This window comes from Streptomyces mexicanus (genome assembly GCF_902506575.1).
GTDB classification, from domain to species: domain Bacteria; phylum Actinomycetota; class Actinomycetes; order Streptomycetales; family Streptomycetaceae; genus Streptomyces; species Streptomyces mexicanus.
The window spans coordinates 1,670,251-1,690,892 of sequence record NZ_LR732544.1 but is presented as its reverse complement, the minus strand read 5'-3'; the positions used below and the strand labels follow the sequence as shown (position 1 = coordinate 1,690,892).

General features: G+C 72.2%; 19 protein-coding genes and 1 pseudogene. 7 read left to right on the top strand and 13 right to left on the bottom strand.

All coding sequences use genetic code 11. From position 1 onward, the window contains the following. Together GV126_RS07595 and GV126_RS07590 are read right to left on the bottom strand one after the other, a co-directional pair. Positions 1–580: siderophore-interacting protein (locus GV126_RS07595; protein ID WP_159663852.1), on the bottom strand; the 580-nt coding region annotated here is incomplete at its 3' end. 107 nt (positions 581–687) lie between these two features. Next, a complete protein-coding gene (locus GV126_RS07590) occupies positions 688–1,593 on the bottom strand; it encodes a 5'-3' exonuclease (RefSeq protein WP_185947615.1) in 906 nt (301 codons plus the stop codon). Positions 1,594–1,863: 270 nt separating this feature from the next. Here GV126_RS07590 and GV126_RS07585 point away from each other — a divergent pair, with 270 nt between their 5' ends. The 4 genes and pseudogenes from GV126_RS07585 (at position 1,864) to GV126_RS07570 (ending at position 7,289) form a co-directional block, all read left to right on the top strand. Further along, positions 1,864–2,955: a quaternary amine ABC transporter ATP-binding protein gene (locus GV126_RS07585; protein ID WP_159663848.1), complete on the top strand. Its 1,092-nt coding sequence runs from the start codon at positions 1,864–1,866 to the stop codon at positions 2,953–2,955. Then, positions 2,948–5,554, top strand: a pseudogene (locus GV126_RS07580) (ABC transporter permease/substrate binding protein); the annotation flags it as partial. The gene GV126_RS07585 and the pseudogene GV126_RS07580, both read left to right, overlap by 8 nt. Before the next feature lie 449 nt (positions 5,555–6,003). Continuing rightward, positions 6,004–6,570 carry a helix-turn-helix domain-containing protein gene (locus GV126_RS07575; protein ID WP_159663844.1) on the top strand — a complete coding sequence of 189 codons (567 nt, stop codon included), beginning with the start codon at positions 6,004–6,006 and terminating at the stop codon, positions 6,568–6,570. After that, complete coding sequence (locus GV126_RS07570; RefSeq protein ID WP_159663842.1) at positions 6,570–7,289, top strand: helical backbone metal receptor; 720 nt, start codon at positions 6,570–6,572, stop codon at positions 7,287–7,289. Before GV126_RS07575 ends, GV126_RS07570 begins: the two co-directional genes overlap by 1 nt. Positions 7,290–7,356: 67 nt before the next feature. Here the strand turns inward: GV126_RS07570 and GV126_RS07565 are convergent, their stop codons facing one another. After that, positions 7,357–9,129: an acetyl/propionyl/methylcrotonyl-CoA carboxylase subunit alpha gene (locus GV126_RS07565; protein WP_159663840.1), complete on the bottom strand. Its 1,773-nt coding sequence runs from the start codon at positions 9,127–9,129 to the stop codon at positions 7,357–7,359. 374 nt (positions 9,130–9,503) lie between these two features. Here GV126_RS07565 and GV126_RS07560 point away from each other — a divergent pair, with 374 nt between their 5' ends. Then, entirely contained in the window at positions 9,504–9,959 is a 456-nt protein-coding gene (locus tag GV126_RS07560; RefSeq protein WP_159663838.1) for a hypothetical protein, read from the top strand. Between the two features lie 7 nt (positions 9,960–9,966). Here the strand turns inward: GV126_RS07560 and GV126_RS07555 are convergent, their stop codons facing one another. The 5 genes from GV126_RS07555 to GV126_RS07540 all read right to left on the bottom strand — a co-directional run bounded on the left by GV126_RS07555 (position 9,967) and on the right by GV126_RS07540 (position 14,013). After that, complete coding sequence (locus GV126_RS07555) at positions 9,967–10,590, bottom strand: nucleoside triphosphate pyrophosphatase (protein ID WP_159663836.1); 624 nt, start codon at positions 10,588–10,590, stop codon at positions 9,967–9,969. Positions 10,591–10,770: 180 nt separating this feature from the next. After that, the gene (gene mmpB, locus GV126_RS37125) at positions 10,771–10,899 is read right to left on the bottom strand and encodes a morphogenic membrane protein MmpB (RefSeq protein WP_268977400.1); all 129 of its coding nucleotides are present in this window, start codon (positions 10,897–10,899) and stop codon (positions 10,771–10,773) included. Positions 10,900–11,020: 121 nt separating this feature from the next. Continuing rightward, positions 11,021–11,230 (bottom strand): acyl-CoA carboxylase epsilon subunit, encoded by a 210-nt coding sequence (locus GV126_RS07550; RefSeq protein ID WP_159663834.1) that lies wholly within the window; start codon positions 11,228–11,230, stop codon positions 11,021–11,023. A 17-nt stretch (positions 11,231–11,247) separates the two neighbouring features. After that, entirely contained in the window at positions 11,248–12,819 is a 1,572-nt protein-coding gene (locus GV126_RS07545; protein ID WP_236569922.1) for an acyl-CoA carboxylase subunit beta, read from the bottom strand. 213 nt (positions 12,820–13,032) lie between these two features. Further along, a complete protein-coding gene (locus GV126_RS07540; protein ID WP_159663832.1) occupies positions 13,033–14,013 on the bottom strand; it encodes an AraC family transcriptional regulator in 981 nt (326 codons plus the stop codon). A gap of 96 nt (positions 14,014–14,109) precedes the next feature. Here GV126_RS07540 and GV126_RS07535 point away from each other — a divergent pair, with 96 nt between their 5' ends. Beyond that, positions 14,110–15,027 carry an MBL fold metallo-hydrolase gene (locus tag GV126_RS07535; RefSeq protein WP_159663830.1) on the top strand — a complete coding sequence of 306 codons (918 nt, stop codon included), beginning with the start codon at positions 14,110–14,112 and terminating at the stop codon, positions 15,025–15,027. Positions 15,028–15,102: 75 nt separating this feature from the next. Here the strand turns inward: GV126_RS07535 and GV126_RS07530 are convergent, their stop codons facing one another. From GV126_RS07530 to GV126_RS07515, 4 genes are all read right to left on the bottom strand, one after another. Beyond that, positions 15,103–16,353 carry an MFS transporter gene (locus GV126_RS07530; protein ID WP_159663829.1) on the bottom strand — a complete coding sequence of 417 codons (1,251 nt, stop codon included), beginning with the start codon at positions 16,351–16,353 and terminating at the stop codon, positions 15,103–15,105. Then, positions 16,350–16,931: a MarR family winged helix-turn-helix transcriptional regulator gene (locus tag GV126_RS07525; protein WP_236569921.1), complete on the bottom strand. Its 582-nt coding sequence runs from the start codon at positions 16,929–16,931 to the stop codon at positions 16,350–16,352. The genes GV126_RS07530 and GV126_RS07525 overlap by 4 nt, the downstream gene beginning before the upstream one ends. A gap of 84 nt (positions 16,932–17,015) precedes the next feature. Continuing rightward, complete coding sequence (locus tag GV126_RS07520; protein WP_438947830.1) at positions 17,016–18,521, bottom strand: MFS transporter; 1,506 nt, start codon at positions 18,519–18,521, stop codon at positions 17,016–17,018. Further along, on the bottom strand, positions 18,518–18,946 hold the full coding sequence (locus GV126_RS07515) for a MarR family winged helix-turn-helix transcriptional regulator (protein WP_159663827.1): 429 nt from the start codon (positions 18,944–18,946) through the stop codon (positions 18,518–18,520). Before GV126_RS07515 ends, GV126_RS07520 begins: the two co-directional genes overlap by 4 nt. 209 nt (positions 18,947–19,155) lie before the next feature. Between GV126_RS07515 and GV126_RS07510 the strand changes: the two genes are divergently transcribed. Continuing rightward, the gene (locus GV126_RS07510) at positions 19,156–19,728 is read left to right on the top strand and encodes a dihydrofolate reductase family protein (RefSeq protein WP_159663825.1); all 573 of its coding nucleotides are present in this window, start codon (positions 19,156–19,158) and stop codon (positions 19,726–19,728) included. A 434-nt stretch (positions 19,729–20,162) separates the two neighbouring features. Here GV126_RS07510 and GV126_RS07505 read toward each other — a convergent pair whose 3' ends face one another. Further along, positions 20,163–20,621, bottom strand: a complete 459-nt coding sequence (locus GV126_RS07505; protein WP_159663823.1) for a nuclear transport factor 2 family protein — start codon at positions 20,619–20,621, stop codon at positions 20,163–20,165. Positions 20,622–20,642 lie beyond the last annotated feature (21 nt).

Genomic DNA, 20,642 nt, shown 5'->3' with positions numbered 1-20,642 from the left:
CGCCGCGGTGCAGCCAGACCACCTCGACATCGGAGTCGATCTTCTGCTCCTCCTCGGGCCCGGCGACCTCCACGAACGCGTGGGCCACCGCGCCCTCGGGCAGCGCCTCCAGGGCGCGGGCGATCGCGGGCAGGGCGCTCTCGTCACCGGCGAGCAGGTGCCAGTCGGCGCTCGCGTCGGGGGCGTAGGCGCCACCGGGTCCCATGAACCGGACGGTCTCGCCCGGCCGCACCCGCACCGACCAGGGGCCGGCCAGGCCTTCGTCGCCGTGGAGCACGAAGTCCAGGGTGAGTTCGCGGTGCTCCGGGTCCCAGTCGCGCACCGTGTAGGTCCGGGTCACCGGCCACTGCTCGCGCGGGAACTCGGCGCGGATGCGCTCCATGTCGAACGGCTCGGGGTAGGTCACCCCCTCGGCCGGGAACAGCAGCTTCACGTAGTGGTCCGTGCAGGTGTCCGCCGAGAAGTCGGCCAGGCCGTCGCCGCCGAGCACCACGCGCTGCATGTGCGGGGTCAGCCGTTCGGTGCGGATCACCTGAGCGGTGCGGGCCTTGCGCGGCTTGCGCGCCGGACGTTCTGCCATGACGGCCTCCAGTTCACCCTGCTTAGGCTTACCTAAGTTAGCATCTCCGTTCACTGGACACCTCCTTCCTGCCCGATGACCTCGTGAGCGCGTGTCGGTGCCGGCCCTCACTCCGCCAGCGTGGCCAGCAGCCGCTGCAGGGAACCGCCCAGGCCCCAGCGGGAGGCGAGCGCGTCCAGCGCCACCGCGTCGCGCGGGGTGTGCGGCAGCGCGGTGTCCACGTCCGGCAGCGGCACGTCGGTGGCGACGCGCACGACCTTCGGCGCCACCGCGAGGTAGGACCGCGCCTCGTCCAGCCGCTTGCGCTGCGACGGCGTGAGCCCCGAGGCCGGGTCGGCGACGGCCGCCAGGATCCCGGCCAGGTCGCCGAAGCGGTCCAGCAGTCTGGCCGCGGTCTTCTCCCCGATGCCGGGCACGCCCGGCAGTCCGTCGCTCGGGTCGCCGCGCAGCAGCGCCAGGTCCGCGTACCCGCTGCCGTCCACCCCATACTTGGCGCGCAGCAGCGACTCGTCGGTGGTCTGCAGCGTGCCCACCCCCTTGAGCGGGTACAGCACGCGCACCCCGCGCGCGTCGTCCACCAGCTGGTACAGGTCGCGGTCGCCGGTGACGATGTCGACCGGGCCCGCCGCGCGCGCCGTGTAGGTGCCGATCACGTCGTCCGCCTCGTACTCCGCCACGCCCACGCGGGCGATGCCGATCGCGTCCAGGACCGCCTCGATCACCGGCACCTGCGGCGAGAGGGTGTCCGGCACCTGCTCCTCGTCCGGGCCGCCCGGGTGCTCCTCGGCGACGCGGTGCGCCTTGTAGGAGGGGATCAGCTCCACCCGCCACCGGGGACGCCAGTCGGCGTCCATGCAGGCCACCAGGTGATCGGGCCGGTGGTCCTTGATCAGGCGGTCGATGAAGTCGAGCAGCCCGCGCACGGCGTTCACCGGGGTGCCGTCGGGGGCCTTGACCGACTCCGGGACGCCGAAGTAGGCGCGGAAGTACAGCGAGGCGGCGTCGAGGAGCATCAGTCGTCCGGTCACGCCTCGCATCATGCCCTACGCCACTGACAGTCACCGGCCGGTCGAGGGGGGACGCACGGTGACCGAGTGGGCGGGGACCGTGCGGGCGGAGTGTCCGTCTGTGGGGGAACCGGTCGAGAGGGTGTGAACCGGACCACTTTTGTGTTTGCCTCAAGGGGCCTTGGGCAGGCGCGGCCCCAGACCGAAAGTGGTTGCGTAATTCAACTGTTACCAACCCTTCGCGTCGTGCCCCTGTCCCCGAGGTGAGAGGTACGTGTGTCAGCCATGCTTGAGGCCGAGCACCTGTACAAGGTGTTCGGCAGACGACCGGACGAGGCGGTCGAAAGGCTGCGGCAGGGAGCCGGCCGCGACGATCTGCGCGCCGACGGCACCACGGCTGCCGTGATCGACGCCTCGTTCACCGTGGACCCCGGCCAGATCTTCGTCGTGATGGGGCTGTCCGGCTCCGGCAAGTCGACCCTGCTGCGGATGCTCAACGGGCTGCTGGAGCCCACCGCCGGCCACGTCCGGTTCGCCGGGCAGGACCTGACCGCGCTCACCGACCGCGAGCTGCGCGACGTCCGCTCCCGGAAGATCAGCATGGTGTTCCAGCACTTCGCGCTCTTCCCGCACCGCAGCGTCCGCGACAACGCCGCCTACGGCCTGGAAGTGCAGGGCGTGCCCCGCGCCGAGCGCGAACGCCGCGCCGACGAGGCGCTCGCCCTGTGCGGCCTGGCCGGCTGGGAGGGCTCCTGGCCCGACGAGCTGTCCGGCGGCATGCAGCAGCGCGTGGGCCTGGCCCGCGCGCTGGCCACCGACGCCGACCTGCTGCTGATGGACGAGTCCTTCAGTGCCCTGGACCCGCTGATCCGCCGCGACATGCAGGACCAGCTGCTCCAGCTGCAGAAGACCCTGAAGAAGACGATCGTCTTCATCACCCACGACCTCAACGAGGCCATGCGCCTGGGCGACCGCATCGCCGTCATGCGCGACGGCCGCATCGTGCAGACCGGCTCCGCCGAGGACATCCTGCTGCGCCCGGCCAACGACTACGTCGCCTCCTTCACCCAGGACGTCGACCGCTCGCGGGTGCTGACCGCGGAGGCGGTCATGGACCGCCACGTGCGTGGCGACGAGGCCGACTGCGACTGCCCGACCGCGGCGCCGGACACGCCGTTCACCGAACTGTGCGCGATCAGCGCCCGGCTGAGCCACCCCGTCGCCGTCGTCGACCGCGGCCATGCCGTCGTGGGCGTCGTCCCGCGGCAGCGGCTCGTCGGCTTCCTCGGCGACGAGCCGAGCAGCGCGCCCGCCACCTGCCACACCCGTCAGGACAACGGCGGCGAGAAGGAGGTGGCCCATGCCTAGGATCCCGCTCGGCGACTGGGTCAACACCGCCGTCGACTGGCTGCTGGACCACATGTCCTGGCTGTTCGACTTCTTCAAGACCGTCTTCACCGGCGCCTACGACGGCATCGACGCCGTCCTGCAGGCACCCGAGCCGCTGCTGCTCGCCGGCATCCTCGCCGTGCTCGCCTGGTGGCTGCGCGGGGCGCTGGCCGGTGTGCTCACCTTCGTGGGGTTCGCCTTCATCGACTCCATGGAGCTGTGGTCGGACGCGATGGTGACCCTCTCGCTCGTCCTGGTCGCCACCGTCATCGCGCTGGTGATCTCGGTGCCGGTCGGCATCTGGGCGGCCCGCTCCAGCCGGGTGAGCGCCATGGTGCGGCCGGTGCTGGACTTCATGCAGACCCTGCCGGCGATGATCTACCTCATCCCGGCCATCCTGTTCTTCGGCACCGGCGCCTCCGCCGGCATCGTCGCCACGCTGATCTTCGCGCTGGCGCCCGGCGTGCGCATGACCGAGCTGGGCATCCGCCAGGTCGACCGGGAGCTGGTGGAGGCCGCCGAGGCGTTCGGCACCACGCCCCGCAACACCCTGCTGCGCGTCCAGCTGCCGCTGGCCCTGCCCACCGTCATGGCCGGCGTCAACCAGGTGATCATGCTCGGCCTGTCCATGGCCGCGATCGCCGGCATGGTCGGCACCGGCGGCCTGGGCGGCGACGTCAACGAGGCCATCGGCCAGCTCAACGTCGGCCTCGGCTCCGAGGCGGGCGTCGCCATCGTGATCCTCGCGATCTACCTGGACCGCATGACCAGCGCCCTGGGCTCCCAGGTCTCGCCGCTGGGCCGGCGTGCCGCCGCCAAGGCGCAGGCGCTGAAGGGCCTGAAGATCTGGTCCTACCGGCTGCGGCCGCAGATCGCCGTGGTCGGCGTGGTCGTCCTCGCGCTGGTCGCGGGCGGCATGGGTGTCTTCGGCGGTGGCGGGGCCTCCTCCTCCGCCGCCTCCGGCGGCCAGAACGTCGGCAAGGGCAAGAAGATCAGCATCGGCTACATCCCCTGGGACGAGGGCGTCGCCTCCACGTTCCTGTGGAAGGAGATCCTCGAACAGCGCGGCTACCGGGTGGACGCCCGCCAGTTCGACGCCGGACCGCTGTACACCTCGCTCGCCCAGGGCAGCGTCGACTTCGAGACCGACTCCTGGCTGCCGACCACCCACGCCCAGTACTGGAAGAAGTACGGCAAGCAGCTCGACGACCTGGGCTCCTGGTACGGCCCGACCTCGCTGGAGCTGACCGTCCCGGCGTACATGAAGGACGTCGACTCGCTGGACGACCTCAAGGGCAAGGCCGCCCTGTTCGGCGGGAAGATCACCGGCATCGAGTCCAGCGCCGGCGAGATGGCGCTGCTCAAGAGCAAGGTCCTCAAGGCGTACGGCCTGGACGGGACGTACAAGGTCGTCGACAGCTCCACGCCCGCGATGCTCGCCGAGCTGAAGCGCGCCTACAGCAAGCAGGAGCCGATCGTCGTCACGCTCTGGTCGCCGCACTGGGCCTACAGCGACTACCACCTGAAGAAGCTGAAGGACCCCAAGGGCGCCTGGGGCAAGGGCGACGGCGTGCACAGCCTGGCCCGCAAGGGCTTCGCCTCCGACAACCCGGTCGTCGCCGGCTGGCTGAAGAACTTCAAGCTGGACGAGAAGCAGCTCACCAGCCTGGAGGCGGAGATCAACAAGGCCGGCAGGGGCCGCCAGCAGGACGCCGTGCGCCCCTGGCTGAAGGACAACCCCGGCATGGTCGACAAGCTGGCCCCGGTCTCCGGCGGCTCCACCGCCGAGCCGGCCGAGGCCGGGCGGACACTGAACGTCGCCTGGTTCCCCTGGGACGAGGACATCGCCGTCACCCACCTGTGGAAGACCGTCCTGCAGCGCCGCGGCTACAAGCTGAACCTGAAGCAGATGGACGTCGGCCCCGTCTACACCGGCCTGGCCGGCGGCGACATCGACCTCGACTTCGACGCCTGGCTGCCGTACGCCCAGAAGAACTACTGGGACAAGAGCAAGGACAGACTCACCGACCTCGGCACCTGGTACCGGCCGACCTCGCTGGAGATCGCCGTGCCCTCCTACGTCAAGGACGTGAAGTCCCTGGAGGACCTCAAGGGCAAGGCGTCCCTGTTCGACGGCAGGATCATCGGCATCGAGGCGGGCACCGGTGAGATGAACCTGCTGAAGAACAAGGGCCTGCCCGGCTACGGCCTGGACAAGGAGTACAAGGTCGTCGACGGCTCCACGCCCGCGATGCTCGCCGAGCTCAAGCGCGCCTACGCCAAGAAGCAGCCCGTGGCCGTGGGGCTGTGGTCGCCGCACTGGGCGTACAGCCGCTACGACCTGGCCAAGCTGAAGGACGACAAGAAGCTCTTCGGCGTGGGCAACACCATCCGCACCGTCTCCAGCAAGAGCTTCCCCGAGCAGTACCCGCAGCTCACCCGGTGGATCAAGAACTTCCGGATGAGCGAGGCGGAGCTGGGCAGCCTGGAGAGCGAGATCAACGAGCGCGGCCAGGGCCACGAGGACGAGGCGGTCGACGCCTGGCTGAAGCAGCCCCCGGACGTGGGGCGGCGCATGCCCGCGGCATGGCCTGCCCCCCCCGTCCTTGGGGGCGGGCCCGCGCGCCGTCCCGGCCGCGCGGGCCCGCCCCCTTGCGCATCGGCCGCTGCCTGAGGGAACATCTGCGGCCCGCACGCCGTTGTGGTGACGTTCACGTCGGAGGCGTTGCGCCGGTACGAATCCGGCCAACCACGGAGAGCCACCCTCACCCCCCCGGCCGTCGGCGCGACGGCGGCCCTGCGGCGCCGGCACCCGCCCCGCGGGCACGGTACGACTCCGGAAGGACCCGATCGACTGGCGCGAAACCATGAGGTCGGCCCACCAGGAGGCGTCACCGGATGTGACGGCGGCATGAAACGGTTTGCCGAACATGCGTAGGGTGCAGAGAAGTCATCAGGAGACCCGCGCCCGGACGCGGGCGCGGGACACAGCGGACCGAACGACGAGCGAGGGAGGGAGCCGGACCGATGGGCGACCACAAAGAGCAGTCCCTGCGCGTGGGCGCGGCCGTGCGGCGGCGGCGCCGTGCGCTCTCCCTCACGCTCGCCGTCGTGGCCGAGCGCAGCGGCCTGTCGGTGCCCTTCCTCAGCCAGGTCGAGAACGACCGGGCCCGCCCTAGCCAGACCTCCCTGGAAAAGGTCGCCGACGCGCTGCGGACCACCGCCGTGGAGCTGCTGGCGGCGGCCGACCCGGCGTGCAGCGTGGACGTCGTGCGGGCGGAGGCCGCCGGGCCGGAGTGCGAACCGCGGGTGCGTTCCCTGGTGCGCGGCCACCATCAGCTGCACGCCTCCGAGTTCACCGGTGACCACGAGGCCGGCCGCGAGTTCCAGCACCGCAACGACGAGCTGATGTACGTCGCCGACGGCGGCGTGGAGATCGAGGCCGAGGGCCGCGCCTACCGCCTGGCGCGCGGCGACACCATGTACCTGACCGGCGGGGTGCGCCACCGCTGGCGGGCCACCGTGCCGGAGACCCGCGTCGTCGTGGTCGCCGTGGCCGAGCACATCGAGGCGGTGCAGGACCGGAGGCGCTGATGCGCGTGGTGTCGCTGGTGCCCTCGCTCACCGAGGCGGTCGCCGCGACCCTGCCCGGCGTCCTCGTCGGCGCCACCGACTGGTGCAGCCACCCGGCGGACCTGGACGTGGTGCGCGCCGGCGGCCCCAAGAACCCGAAGGTGGACCGCATCGTCGCCCTCGCCCCCGACCCCGTGGTCGCCAACGAGGAGGAGAACCGCGCCCCGGCCCTCGACGCGCTGCGCGCGGCCGGGATCGAGGTGCTGGTGACCGAGGTGCGCGGCCTGCCGCAGGCCTTCACGGAGCTGACCCGGGTGCTGGCCGCCTGCGGCGCCGCCGGGCCGCCCCGGTGGCTGGAGGAGGCGGAGGCCGCCTGGTCGCGGCTGCCGGAGCCGGCCCGCCGCAGGACCGCGGTCGTGCCGGTGTGGCGGCGGCCGTGGATGGTGCTGGGCCGGGACCCCTTCGCCGGTGACGTCCTCGCCCGCCTCGGCGTCGCCCCCCTGTACGCCGACCACGACGGGCGGTATCCGCGCGTCCCGCTCCAGGAGCTGAGGGCCGCCGCCCCGGATCTCGTGGTACTGCCGGACGAGCCGTACCGCTTCACCGCGGACGACGGCCCCGAAGCCTTTCCGCACCTGCCGTGCGCGCTGGTCAGCGGGCGGCACCTGACGTGGTACGGGCCGTCGCTGGTCCGGGCCCCGCGGGTGCTCGGGGCGGCACTGCGGGCCGCGCACGGGTGAGCGGGCGGCCGGGGGCGCGGTCCGCGGAGGGCGTCCGCCGGGCGCCTGGGGTGCTGTGGGTGGGTGGTCAGTCCTTGATCTCGCAGATGGCGGCGCCGGAGGTGATGGAGGCGCCGACCTGGGCGGTGAGGCCCTTGATGGTGCCGGCCTTGTGGGCGTTGATGGGCTGTTCCATCTTCATGGCTTCCAGGACGACGACGAGGTCGCCTTCCTGGACTTCCTGGCCGTCCTCGACGGCGATCTTGACGATGGTGCCCTGCATGGGGGAGGCGAGGGTGTCGCCGGAGGCGACGGGCCCGGACTTGCGGGCGGCGCGCCGCTTGGGCTTGGCGCCGGCGGCCAGGCCGGTGCGGGCCAGGGACATGCCCAGCGAGGAGGGCAGGGAGACCTCCAGGCGCTTGCCGCCGACCTCGACGACGACGGTCTCGCGGCCGGTGTCCTCCTCCGCCTCGGTGTCGGCGGGGGCGGTGAAGGGCTTGATGTCGTTGACGAACTCGGTCTCGATCCACCGGGTGTGGACCGTGAAGGGGTCGGTGGAGCCGGTCAGCTCGGGGGCGAAGGCGGGGTCGCGGACGACCTTGCGGTGGAAGGGGATGGCGGTGGCCATGCCCTCGACCTGGAACTCGTCCAGCGCGCGGGCCGCGCGCTGGAGGGCCTCCTTGCGGGTGCGGCCGGTGACGATGAGTTTGGCGAGCAGGGAGTCCCAGGCGGGGCCGATCACGGAGCCGGCTTCGACACCGGCGTCGAGGCGGACACCGGGGCCGGAAGGGGGGTCGAAGCGGGTGACGGTGCCGGGGGCGGGCAGGAAACCTCGGCCGGGGTCCTCGCCGTTGATGCGGAACTCGAAGGAGTGGCCGCGAAGCGGCGGGTCGTCGTAGCCGAGTTCCTCGCCGTCGGCGATGCGGAACATCTCGCGCACGAGGTCGATGCCGGCGACTTCCTCGGTGACGGGGTGTTCGACCTGCAGGCGGGTGTTGACCTCGAGGGAGGGGATGGTGCCGTCCTGGCCGACGAGGGATTCGCAGGTGCCGGCGCCTTCGTAGCCGGCCTCCTTCAGGATGGCCTTGGAGGCGCGGTAGAGCTCGGCGAGCTGTTCGTCGGACAGGAAGGGGGCGGGGGCCTCCTCGACCAGCTTCTGGTGGCGGCGCTGCAGTGAGCAGTCGCGGGTGGAGACGACGACGACGTTGCCGTGCTTGTCGGCCAGGCACTGGGTCTCGACGTGGCGGGGCCGGTCGAGGTAGCGCTCGACGAAGCACTCGCCGCGGCCGAAGGCGGCGACGGCCTCGCGGACGGCGGAGTCGTACAGCTCCGGGACTTCCTCCAGGGTGCGGGCGACCTTCAGGCCGCGGCCGCCGCCGCCGAAGGCGGCCTTGATCGCGATGGGCAGGCCGTGCTCGCGGGCGAAGGCGACGACCTCGTCGGCGCCGGAGACGGGGTCGGGGGTGCCGGCGACCAGGGGGGCGCCGGCGCGCTGGGCGATGTGGCGGGCGGCGACCTTGTCGCCGAGGTCGCGGATGGCCTGCGGGGGCGGGCCGATCCAGATCAGGCCCGCGTCCAGGACGGCCTGGGCGAAGTCGGCGTTCTCCGAGAGGAAGCCGTAGCCGGGGTGGACGGCGTCCGCGCCGGCCTCCTTGGCGGCCTTGAGGACCTTGTCGATGTCCAGGTAGCTGGTGGCCGGGGTGTCACCGCCCAGGGCGTAGGCCTCATCCGCGGCGCGGACATGCACAGCGTCCCGGTCCGGGTCGGCATAGACGGCCACGCTCGCGATCCCGGCGTCCCGGCACGCCCGGGCCACGCGGACAGCGATTTCGCCACGGTTGGCGATGAGCACCTTGCGCACGATTGAGGCTCCCTCCTTGAAACAAGCCGAGTTTAGGGACTGCCGACACGGCACTTCGACCCGTCCCCAATGGTGAGCTTGCCCACACGGAGCGTGATGCGAGGCTTGCTCGACCCGCGAAAGCCCTTGTCGCACCGGCGGTACGCAGGGCTCCTCGGGGAAACCCTAGCTTTCCGGCGTGGTCGAGGTCTCTGTGAGAGCGTGCTGCGGCCCACCGCGTTTCTTTGTGGAGATCCTACGAATGGCCCAACGAATCTTTGCCGTTCGCAGGACCCTTGTCCCCTGGTTTACCCATCGGTAGCGTTCCCGCTGTCGAACGGTACTCGCGGTAACACGACTTCTGACGGAGCCGTGATCGAAAGTGGGTGGGGCCGGTGGTGCGCCGACCGGTGGCGTGGGTGGTGGCGGTGATCCTCTTCGCCGAGGCGTTCGGTTTCGCGGCGGTGAACTGGCTCCTCGGGGACGTCGTGCACCGGCAGCGGATGTCCCTGGCCGGCCTGGACCCGAACGTGATGTCGACGTCCTCGAAGGTCGGCGGGGTCGTCTTCGGCCTCTACTTCGCCCTGTGCGGCCTGGCCGCCCTGCTGGTCGCCCTGCGCGACCGCCGCCCGGCGGGCCTCGGGCGCGTCCTGCTGATCAGCGCGGCCGTGGTGCACGGGCTGCTGGGCGCGTTCGCCTGGGGGCTGGTGGGCTGGGAGGCGTTCTTGTTCATGGTCGTCGTGCTCGGGCTCGTCGTGCTGCTGCTGATGACCTACGACGCCCAGGAGACGGGGCCCGACGACGCCGCGCCCGAGCCCGTCACCCCGCCGGCCGAGCCCAGCACCCCCTGACCCCTGCTCAGTCGCCCTCGACGGGCGCCCACAGCTCGGTGATCCCGACGCCCAGCTCCGCCAGCAGCCGGCGCAGCAGGGGCAGGCTGAGGCCGATGACGTTGCCGTGGTCGCCGTCGATGCGGTCGATGAACGGGGCCGAACGGCCGTCCAGGGTGAAGGCGCCGGCGACGTAGAGCGGTTCGCCGGAGGCGACGTACGCGGCGATCTCCTCGTCCGTAGGCTCGCCGAAGTGGACCACCGTGGAGGCGGTCGCCGAGGTGTAGCGGCCGCTGACCGTGTCCCACACGCAGTGCCCGGTCTGCAGGGTCCCGGCCCGCCCCCGCATCGCCTTCCAGCGGGCGGTGGCCTCCTCGGCGTCGGCCGGCTTGCCGAGCGCCTGGCCGTCCAGGTCGAGCACCGAGTCGCAGCCGATCACCAGGGCGCCCTGGACCTCCGGGCGGGCCGCCACCACGGACGCCTTGGCCTCCGCGAGCGCGAGCGCCAGCTCGGCGGGCGTGGGGGCGGTCACGGCGTCCTCGTCGACCCCGCTGACGACCACTTCGGGGTCCATCCCGGCCTGGCGGAGCAACCCGAGCCGGGCGGGGGACTGGGAGGCGAGCACGAGTCGGCGGCGCGGCTGGTCAGTCATGCGTTCAGCGTATCGGCGCCGGGCCGCACCCCTCACCTTCCTCCGGTCACCCTCAGGGCTGACCCGTGGGGAGGCGAGGGGCCACCCCGGGGCCGATCCCGGGCAACCAAGAGCCACCCCCGGGCGGCTCCCGGGGAACCAGAGGTCACCCCGGGACGGAGGCCCTGTGGCACGCGGAGGTCACCTCAGCCCGATGACGGACATCGCCAGCACCATGGCCGCGGCCACGAGGACGCCCAGCCGCCGCAGCATCGTCTGCATGTCGCGCAGTTCTTTCGGCGGCTCGTTCTCGGGGTCGGACCACAGCATGCCTTCGATGGTCCGGCGGCGGGCGGGGCGGGCGCCTGAGTACGCGTACTCAAGTTGCCGCGCGGGCCCGGGCGCCCGCCGCGTGTGCGCCGGTCGGCCGGCCCGGCGGCCGGCGCGGGGCTCAGCTCGGCCAGTAGGTGCGCGCCCACGCCGTCGGCCCGGGCCGCGGGACGCGGCGGCCGGCGATGCGGGCCGGGTCGGCCCAGGAGTCCCGCGGGACGGGCGCGCCGGACGGCAGGGCGGCCGCCGCCGCGGCGCGCGCCCTGACCACCGCCAGGGCGGCGGCCAGTTCCTCGGGGGTGGGGTTGCCTCGTACGACCTTGATCGTCATGTGGGATTCCCTGGCGGTCAGAGGGGGATGTTGCCGTGCTTCTTCGGGGGGAGGGTTTCCCGTTTGGTGCGCAGGTGACGCAGGCCGCGGGCGATGTGGGCGCGGGTGTCGGAGGGGGTGATGACGGCGTCGATGTGGCCGCGTTCGGCGGCGATGTAGGGGTTGAGGAGGGTGTCCTCGTACTCCTGGACGAGGCGGGCGCGGGTGGCGTCGGCGTCCTCGCCCGCGTCGGCGATGGTGCGGCGGTGCAGGATGTTGACGGCGCCCTGGGCGCCCATGACGGCGATCTGGGCGGTGGGCCAGGCCAGGTTCAGGTCGGCGCCCAGGTGCTTGGAGCCCATGACGTCGTAGGCGCCGCCGAAGGCCTTGCGGGTGATGACGGTGATCAGGGGGACGGTGGCCTCGGCGTAGGCGTAGATGAGTTTGGCGCCGCGGCGGATGATGCCGTCGTGTTCCTGGCCGACGCCGGGCAGGAAGCCGGGGACGTCGACGAAGGTGAGCACGGGCAGGTTGAAGGCGTCGCAGGTGCGCACGAACCGGGCGGCCTTCTCGCTGGCGTCGATGTCCAGGCAGCCGGCGAACTGCATCGGCTGGTTGGCGACGATGCCGACCGGGTGGCCCTCCACGCGGCCGAAGCCGGTGAGGATGTTCGGGGCGAACAGCGGCTGGGTCTCGAAGAACTCGCCGTCGTCGAGGAGGTGCTCGATGACGGTGTGCATGTCGTAGGGCTGGTTCGCCGAGTCCGGCACCAGGGTGTCGAGTTCGAGGTCCTCGTCGGTGACGGTCAGGTCCGCTTCCTCGGGGAAGACGGGGGGCTCGGAGAGGTTGTTGGAGGGCAGGTAGGACAGCAGCTGCTTGACGTAGTCGATGGCGTCCTTCTCGTCGGCGGCCATGTGGTGGGCGACGCCGGAGGCGGTGTTGTGGGTGCGGGCGCCGCCCAGTTCCTCGAAGCCGACGTCCTCGCCGGTGACGGTCTTGATGACGTCGGGGCCGGTGATGAACATGTGGCTGGTCTGGTCGACCATGATGGTGAAGTCGGTGATGGCGGGGGAGTAGACCGCGCCGCCCGCGCAGGGGCCGACCACGAGGGAGATCTGGGGGATGACGCCGGAGGCGTGGGTGTTGCGGCGGAAGATCTCGCCGTAGGCGCCGAGCGAGGCGACGCCTTCCTGGATGCGGGCGCCGCCGGAGTCGTTGATGCCGATGACGGGGCAGCCGGTCTTGAGGGCGAAGTCCATGACCTTGGCGATCTTCTGGCCGTAGACCTCGCCCAGGGCGCCGCCGAAGACGGTGAAGTCCTGGGAGAACACGGCGACGGGGCGGCCGTCGACGGTGCCGTAGCCGGTGACGACGCCGTCGCCGTAGGGGCGGTTGGCCTCCAGGCCGAAGTTGGTGGAGCGGTGGCGGGCGAACTCGTCCAGCTCGACGAAGGAGCCCTCGTCCAGGAGGAGTTCGATGCGCTCGCGGGCGGTGAGTTTGCCCTTGGCGTGCTGCTTCTCCACGGCGCGGGCGTAGGTGATGCCGGTCGCGGTCAGTGCCGCGGCGGCCGCGATGCCCGCGGTGATCGCGTGGGAACGGGTCATGATCATGGCACTGCTTCTCCTGTCTCGAGTCGGAGAGAGATCGGCTGTGGCAGCCGACGCGTGATGAACGTACTCATATCGCTTCGAAGCTGTCATTTCGGGCGGAGGGGAAAATTGCCCCTCGAGGGCCGATCGGGGTACCCGGAGGCCGGGTCGGCGCCTTCGCTGAGACCTGATGACCCGTCAAATGCACGCGGAACTTGTGTGATTGACGGACAATTAGTCCGTCAAGGTGATCTCCTGACGGGCGTTCACCCCGCGGATCCCCGGATCGCGCGGAAGTGTCGGCGCGTCGCTGCTTGACATCCGAGGTTCAGCAGCCTTCGGATCCGTGCGTGCGCGGTAGCGGCCCGGAGTCAGGCCGAAGTGGCGCTTGAAGGCGTGGGAGAAGGCGAACGGCGAGCCGTAGCCGACCTCGCGCGCGATCGCGGGGAGCGGCCGGTCGGTCTCCCGGAGCAGGTGGGCCGCGGTGGTCATCCGCCACCACGTCAGGTAGGTCATGGGCGGTTGTCCGGTCAGGGCCGTGAACCGCCGCGCCAGCGTCGCACGGGACACGCCGACATGGGCGGCAAGGTCCTCCAGCCGCCACGGCGCGGCCGGGTCGCCGTGCAGCGCCTGCAGAGCCGCGGCGACCTCGCTGTCGTGCAGCGCCCTCGGCCAGCCGCTCCCCGGATGGTCGTCGAACCAGGCGCGCACCATGTACACGAGCAGCAGATCCAGCAGCCCGCAGACCACGGCGTCCCGGCCGGGCCGGTCGCCGGTCGTCTCCCGGGCGAGCAGGTCGACGGCGGCCCGCAGGTCGGGGTGGTGCCCGAGCCGGTGCGGGAGGTGGACGACGTCGGGCAGCTCCGCCAGCAGGGGATGCGTCCGGGAGCGGTCGAGCCGGTACTTGCCGCAGACGAACTCGGTCCGGCCCGCCGGGTCGTCCACCACGGCGTCGAACGGCACCGCGCCCCGCGCCGTCGGCGCGTCGGACAGCACATGCGCACTGCCGTGCGGCACCAGGACGATGTCGCCGGCGTCCAGCGGCACGGGCGCTCCGCGCTCCGGTACCAGCCAGCCGGTGCCCCGCAGCAGCACGTGGAACCCGGCGCCGTCGTAGCGGTCGAACCGGAAGCACCAGGACGGGGCGACACGGGCCCGGTTGGAGGCGGGGCGGCCGGTGCGCATGGCGGTGATCACATCGCTGAGCACGTCCACGGCTCTCACCGTACCGCTCGCGCAGTGAGACGAATGCGCAAGGATCCGAGTCGATCACGCATTGGTCCGCGCAGCAGGGCGCCATAGCGTGGCGGTATGCAACGTTTTCAGCTCGGCGAGGTCGAGATCACGAAAGTGGTCGAATGGGAAGGCGAGATCGCCCCCGCCCGGTTCATCGTCCCGGACAGCGCTCCCGGGATCTGGCAGGACAACGCGTCGCTGCTGGTGCCCGATCACTGGAACCCGCGGACCGACATGTACCGCGGTGCCGTGCAGACCTGGGTGTTGCGCAGCGAGGGCAAGGTCGTCCTCGTCGACACCGGTATCGGCAACGACCGCGACCGGCCGCAGATCCCGCTGTTCGACCACCTGGCGACGGACTTCCTGGACCGCCTCGCACAGGCCGGCGTCCGTCCCGAGCAGGTGGACATCGTGATCAACACGCACATCCATTACGACCACGTCGGATGGAACACCCGGCTGCGTGACGGCGAGTGGACGCCGACGTTCCCGAACGCCACCTACCTGATCCCGCGGGCCGACCAGAGCTATTTCGACCCCCGCAACGCCCACCGCCGGCGCAAGCCCCGTGACGACCACGAGCGACGCCGCCGCCAGGGCAGCCTGCTCGTCTACGCCGACAGCATCGCGCCCGTCCTCGGCCGTGCCGTGCTGTGGGAGAACTCCTACCGGATCGACGGCAACCTCGCCCTGGAGCCCGCGCCGGGCCACACCCCCGGCTCCTGCGTCGTCCGCTTGTCCTCCGGCTCCGACCGCGCCGTGTTCGTGGGCGACCTGCTGCACAGCCCGGTACAGATCATCGACCCCGGATGCAGCAGTTGCTTCTGCGAGGACCCGCGCCAGGCCGCGGCGACGCGCCTGAGCGTGCTCGAACGCGCCGCGGACGCGGGCGAACTCGTGGTGCCCGCGCACTTCGCCGGTGCCGGCGCCGCCGAGGTCCGGCGCGACGGCAGCCGTTTCGCCGTCAGCGCGTGGGCCCCCTCGGGCACCTGACGGAGCATGGTGACGACGAGGGACGGGCACCCTCGGCTCCGGACGGGTTTCCCGGCGAGGCCTTCTGACACCGGGCTAAGTACCGCTCGACGTGCCGGCGGCGGGAGCGGGGGACCGGCGCAGACCCGTCGTGGTGGCGCCCACCAGCGCCACGACGCCGAGGCAGAGCAGGCCGCCGCTGACGAGGGCCGCCGACGCGGAGGTGGCGTCGGCGACGAGCCCTGCGCGCAGGTTGCCGACGTCCGGCCCGGCCCGCCCGACGATCTGTTCGGCCGCGCCGACCCGGCCCAGAAGCTCGCTGGGGGTGTGGGTCTGGACGACCGTGCCGCGGGAGACGACCGAGACGGTGTCGGCGGCGCCCGCCACGGCGAGGCAGGCCAGGGACACCCACGGATCGTGCACCATGCCGAACAGGGCCAGGGCCGCGCCCCACACGGCGGCCCCCGCGAGCATGACCGGACCGTGACGGGGCAGTCGCGTGAACGTCCCGGACAGCACCGACGCGGCCACCCCGCCGACGGCGACGGCGGTGAGGAACAACCCGAGCGTGCGCGGATCGCCGCCGAACCGCTCGGCGTTCACCACGGGGAACAGGCTGACCGGCATCGCCGGCACGGTGGCGGCCAGGTCGGTCAGCAGCGCACCGCGGATCACCGGTGTGCGCACCAGGAAGGCCAGGCCGTCCAGCACTCCGCGCAGACCGGGACGGGCCGGCTCGTCGCCGGGCTTCATCCGGGGCAGACCGAGCGCGCCGTGGAACGCGGCGGCGAAGGTGAGGGCGTCGATCAGGTAGCAGCCGCCGACGCCGAGCCCGCCGGCGAGCAGGCCGCCCAGAGCGGGGCCCGCCAGCATGGCGCCCTGGAAGGCGATGCGGTTCAGGGTGAGTCCAGCGGCCAGCCGGTGACCGGGCAGCAGGTGCGGGACGAAGGCGCGCGAGGCCGGGCCGCCGCCGGCGACGAAGCAGGACTGGACGGCTACGAGCGTGAGGACTCCCGCGGCCGGGAGCGGGGCCAGGAACCCCTGCAGGGCGAGCACGAGCGAGCACGCGGCCTGCCCGACGGTGGTGAGGAGGTAGAACCGCCGCCGGTCCACGCGGTCCACGATCGACCCGGCGAAGAGCCCGATCGCGATGACCGGCACCGCCTGCGCCAGCCCCACCGCGCCGGTCCACGTGGTGCTCCGCGTGCTCTGCCAGACCTGGGCCAGCACCGCCACGAGGGTCATCTGGCCGCCCAGCCCGGACAGGGACTGGCCGATCCACAGCCGTCTGAACGCCGGCGACGTCCGCAGCGGCGTGACGTCGAGCAACGTGTGCCTCAGCCTCATGCCGGGCCCCTCGTCCCCGGCCCCTCGCCCTGGCCGGGGTTCTCGTCGCTGCCGGGCGCCTCACCCTTGCTGGGCTCCTCGGCCCACGCAGGGTCCTCCGCCAGCCTCTCGGCGATGCGGTCGTGGAAGCTCTTGCGCGCCAGGGCGCGCTCGATGTCGGTGACCACCCGGGAGAGCGGGTAGGGGATCTCGGCCTCCAGGTCGGCGAGGGCCGCCTCGGTGGCCCGCCACTCCGCGGCCAGGCGGTCGGCCACACGGCGGGCCCTGTCGGTGAGCGTCACCTTCTTGGTGCGCGCGTCGTCACCGGTGACGGTCTCCACCCAGCCTGCCGCGCGCATCGCCGCGACCTTCTGGCTGAGGGCCGAATGCGTGCGCTCGACCGACTCGGCCAGTTCCCTGATCGTCATGGGGCCGCGGGCGTGCAGGCGGAGCAACTCCATGACGTAGCTCGGTTTGAGCCCGTCGATCTGCCGCTCGGCGTACAGGCGGGCGATGTCGGCGTCCATGGCGGCCTGGAGCAGCCGCAGCGGCCGCCAGAGGCTGTCACGGGGGGGGTCGAGGGCAGGGCGATCAGGCATGCGCCGGATCGTAACAGCACTTATAGAGGTGCTGTTGTTCTTCGGCGAGCCGTGTGCGGTGAAGAGCGCGGGCGAGCGGCGCGCTCAGCGGCGCCCGGCCCGCAGGGCCCGGTCGCCCACGGTCAGCAGGACCAGGACCACGCTCAGCAGCCCGGTCACGGCGGCCATGTCGTGCAGGCCGCCGTCGGTCGCCCGGGGACCGTAGAAGAGGCCGATCAGACTGGCGGCGGTGATCGCGCCGAGGTACTGCGCGGTCCGCTGCAGCCCGGCCGCCGCGCCCATGCCGCCGGCCGGCGCCTGGGCGTAGACGGCGGCCTGGTTGCCGGTGGACGTCAGCCCCTGCGGCAGCCCGAACAGCACCGCGGCCGACAGCAGCACGGCCGTCGACGCGTGGTGACCGGTGAGCAGGAGCAGGCCGCTGCCCGCGGCCAGCAGCACGGCGGCCACCGTCAGCGGGGCCCGGATGCCCTTCGTCCGCGCGCCCAGCAGCGAGCAGACGGCCGCCGCGGCCGACATCGGAAGCATCACCAGCCCCGCCGTGAAGGACGACAGGCCGTGCGCGTCCTCCAGCCACTGCGCGTAGCCGTACATCACGCAGTAGATGATCAGGTACGCCGTGCCGTGCCGCAGATACGTGGTCGCCAGCGCGCGGTTGCGGGTCAGCATGGTCACGTCGATGAACGGAGCCGTACGGCGTCGCTCCCACCACGCCAGCGCCCCGCCCAGGACCGCGACCGGCGGGAGCAGCCACCACAGCGGCCGGTCCAGGCGCAGCAGGAACAGCATCGCCGTCACCAGCGTGCCGGGGAACAGCGCGATCCCCAGCGGATCGAGCGAGGCGACCCTGCTCCTCGGGTGGCGTGCGTCTTCGTCCGCGGCCCGCGCCGCTCCGGTCCGCGCGTCCCCGCCCGCGACTGCTCCCGAGCGTGCGGGTGCCCGGTCGCGGGCCGGCGCGTCGGCCGGCAGCCACCACACCGCCAGGACGAGCGCGGTCAGGGCCAGCGGTATGTTGACCGCGAAGATCGCCCGCCAGCCCAGCGTGGCCGTCAGCAGCCCGCCGAGCACCGGGCCGACGGCGGCGCTGGACAGCCCGGCCAGCGACAGCAGGCCGAGCACGGGGCGCGGGGTCTCCCGCCCCAGCCGCTGCGACTCGGCCCGCAGCAACGCCATCGCCGCCGGGTACGCGGCCGAGGTGCCGAAGCCCAGCAGCACCCGGGAGACGATCAGCCAGCCCAGTGTCGGCAGGAACGTGCCGACCAGGCCCGCGGCGCAGACCAGCACCAGACCGGAGAGGAACACCCGGCGCGGCCCGAAGAGGTCCGCCAGCCGCCCCATGGCGGGCTGGCCGATCGCGCTCGCCAGATACAGGCAGGCCACCAGCCACGCCGTCCGGGCGGCGCCGACGTGCAGATCGGAGCCGATGGACGCCAGCGCGGTGGCGATCATCGTGGAGTTGACGGGGTTGAGCACGGAGCCCAGCAGCAACGGTGTGATGAGCCGCGGCCCGAACCCGGCACCCGGCTCGGCGCCGGCCTTCGGGCGGGAGGGCCGCACCGCCCCCGCGCGTGGGGAGGAACCGGTGCGTGTCACGACCGCACCAACCGCTTCATCAGCTCGATCGCGTGCGCGAGAACGCGCTGCTCCTCGGCGTCGAGCCGGGCCGCGATGGCGTCCGCCAGCCAGGTCTCCTTGGCCTGCCGCAGCGCCCCGAGCCGCCGGCGCCCGGCCTCGGTGAGCGAGAAGACGACCTGGCGGCCGTCGGTCGGGTGCGGGCTGCGCTCCACCAGCCCGGACTCCTCCAGCACGCCCAGGGTGACCCGCATCGACTGGGGTCGTACGTGTTCGGCCCGGGCGAGCGCCGCGGTGGTGGCGGGGCCGTCGTGCAGGCGGCCCAGGACGATGCGTTGCGAGGGGGTGAGGGCGCCCTCCGGGGAGGCGGCCCGCATCCGGCGGTTGAGCTGCGACACCACGGCCATCAGCTCCTCCGCCGACCGGGAGCGGTCGGGTGTGTCCATGCGGCCCAGGGTAGGAGTTCGACAGGCAATCTTGCAAGTTTGCCTGTTGAGTTTGGCTGTCGAGTCCGGCTGCTTGCCCGGGGGCCGCCTGCCCTGTGCGGCCGGCGGTCGGCGGGCGGCCGATGAGTTTTCCGGTGCGCGGCGGTCTGCTGTCATGACACGAGCGCGGCGCGAGGACCGAGCGGCGCCGCAGACCCCGAGGAGCACCGATGCGCACCCTGATCAGCACCGCCTTCATCTCGCTCGACGGCGTCGTGGAGGCCCCGGGCGGCGAACCCGGTTACCGCAACGCCGGATGGACCTTCAAGGAGGTCGACTTCCTTCCCGAGGCGTACGAGATCAAGGGACGCGAGCAGCAGGAGGCCGAGGCCATGCTGCTCGGCCGGGTCAGCTACGAGGTGTTCAGCCCCGTCTGGCCGGACATGGAGGAATTCGCCGGCTACAAGGCGATGCCGAAGTACGTCGTGTCCACCACCCTCGCCGAGCAGGACCTGGCCGGGAACTGGGGCCCGACCACGATCCTGCGCTCCCTGGACGAGGTCGCCGCCCTGAAGCGGACCGAGGGCGGTCCGATCATCGTCCACGGCAGCGCCACGCTGAACCGGAGCCTGTCGGACGCGGGCCTGATCGACCGTTACCACCTGCTCGTCTTCCCCCTCCTCCTCGGCGCGGGCAAGCGCCTGTTCAGCACCACGGACAAGGACGCCCAGCGGCTGAGGCTGGTCGAGCACGAGGTCTACGCCAACGGCCTGCAGAAGAACGTCTTCGACGTCGTCCACTGACCAGGCCGAGCCAAACCGGCTTAGACCAGACCAGACCCCCGCCACCGGCTTCCGGTGTCCGCGCGTGCCGTACGGGGAACGAACGGGGCGGCAGCTCAGTACAGTGGGAGCCGGTCAGCACGGGGCTGGGGGCATGAGGGGTCGCGACGAGGGCGGCGGGCGGCCGTACATCAGCAACAAGGTCGTCAACGGCACGGCGGAGTACCTGATCCAGGTAGGGGTGCTGCACGGCGACCTGAACCTGACACTGCGGCCACCGGAGCCGGAGGACCCGCGGGCGGTCGCCGAACGGCGGCTCGCGCTGAGCCTGCTGGACCAGTGGCGGGCCGAGGCCTTCCGCCCGGGTCGGGCCGGACCCGGGTCCGGCCGGGCGCGGGACGGGCGGAGCACCGACGCGCGGTGCGCCGCCGGTCACCGACGGCGCCTGCCGCGGTTCAGCGCAGCGGGAAGGGGCGTCCGCGTTCGCTGTCGGGGCGCGGGCCCCGGATGCGGCGCTCGTGCTCGTCGATCCGCACGTCGTTGATGCTCGCCTCGCGCCGCGTCATCAGACCGTGCGCGTCGAACTCCCACAGTTCGTTGCCGTACGACCGCCACCACTGCCCGTGCACGTCGTGGCACTCGTACTGGAAGCGCACCGCGATGCGGTTGCCCTCGAACGCCCACAGCTCCTTGCGCAGCGCGTAGTCCAGCTCGCGGCTCCACTTGTCGGTCAGGAAGGCCACGATCTCGGCGCGGCCGGTGACGAAGACGTCCCGGTTGCGCCAGACGGAGTCCTCCGAGTAGGCGAGGGCGACCTTCTCCGGGTCGCGCGTGTTCCAGGCGTCCTCCGCCGCCTGGACCTTCTGCGCGGCGGTCTCACGGGTGAACGGGGGCAGGGGCGGCCGATCGCTCAAGGCGGGCTCCTCGGGCAGCGC

Coding starts and splice junctions, on each gene's coding strand:
- GV126_RS07590 (WP_185947615.1), bottom strand. CDS start 1,593: ATGCTCCTCGACGCCGCCTCGCTGTACTTCCGCGCCTACTTCGGCGTC.
- GV126_RS07575 (WP_159663844.1), top strand. CDS start 6,004: ATGGGCGACCACAAAGAGCAGTCCCTGCGCGTGGGCGCGGCCGTGCGG.
- GV126_RS07570 (WP_159663842.1), top strand. CDS start 6,570: ATGCGCGTGGTGTCGCTGGTGCCCTCGCTCACCGAGGCGGTCGCCGCG.
- GV126_RS07555 (WP_159663836.1), bottom strand. CDS start 10,590: ATGACTGACCAGCCGCGCCGCCGACTCGTGCTCGCCTCCCAGTCCCCC.
- mmpB (WP_268977400.1), bottom strand. CDS start 10,899: ATGCTGTGGTCCGACCCCGAGAACGAGCCGCCGAAAGAACTGCGCGAC.
- GV126_RS07550 (WP_159663834.1), bottom strand. CDS start 11,230: ATGACGATCAAGGTCGTACGAGGCAACCCCACCCCCGAGGAACTGGCC.
- GV126_RS07545 (WP_236569922.1), bottom strand. CDS start 12,819: ATGATCATGACCCGTTCCCACGCGATCACCGCGGGCATCGCGGCCGCC.
- GV126_RS07535 (WP_159663830.1), top strand. CDS start 14,110: ATGCAACGTTTTCAGCTCGGCGAGGTCGAGATCACGAAAGTGGTCGAA.
- GV126_RS07530 (WP_159663829.1), bottom strand. CDS start 16,353: ATGAGGCTGAGGCACACGTTGCTCGACGTCACGCCGCTGCGGACGTCG.
- GV126_RS07525 (WP_236569921.1), bottom strand. CDS start 16,931: ATGCCTGATCGCCCTGCCCTCGACCCCCCCCGTGACAGCCTCTGGCGG.
- GV126_RS07515 (WP_159663827.1), bottom strand. CDS start 18,946: ATGGACACACCCGACCGCTCCCGGTCGGCGGAGGAGCTGATGGCCGTG.
- GV126_RS07510 (WP_159663825.1), top strand. CDS start 19,156: ATGCGCACCCTGATCAGCACCGCCTTCATCTCGCTCGACGGCGTCGTG.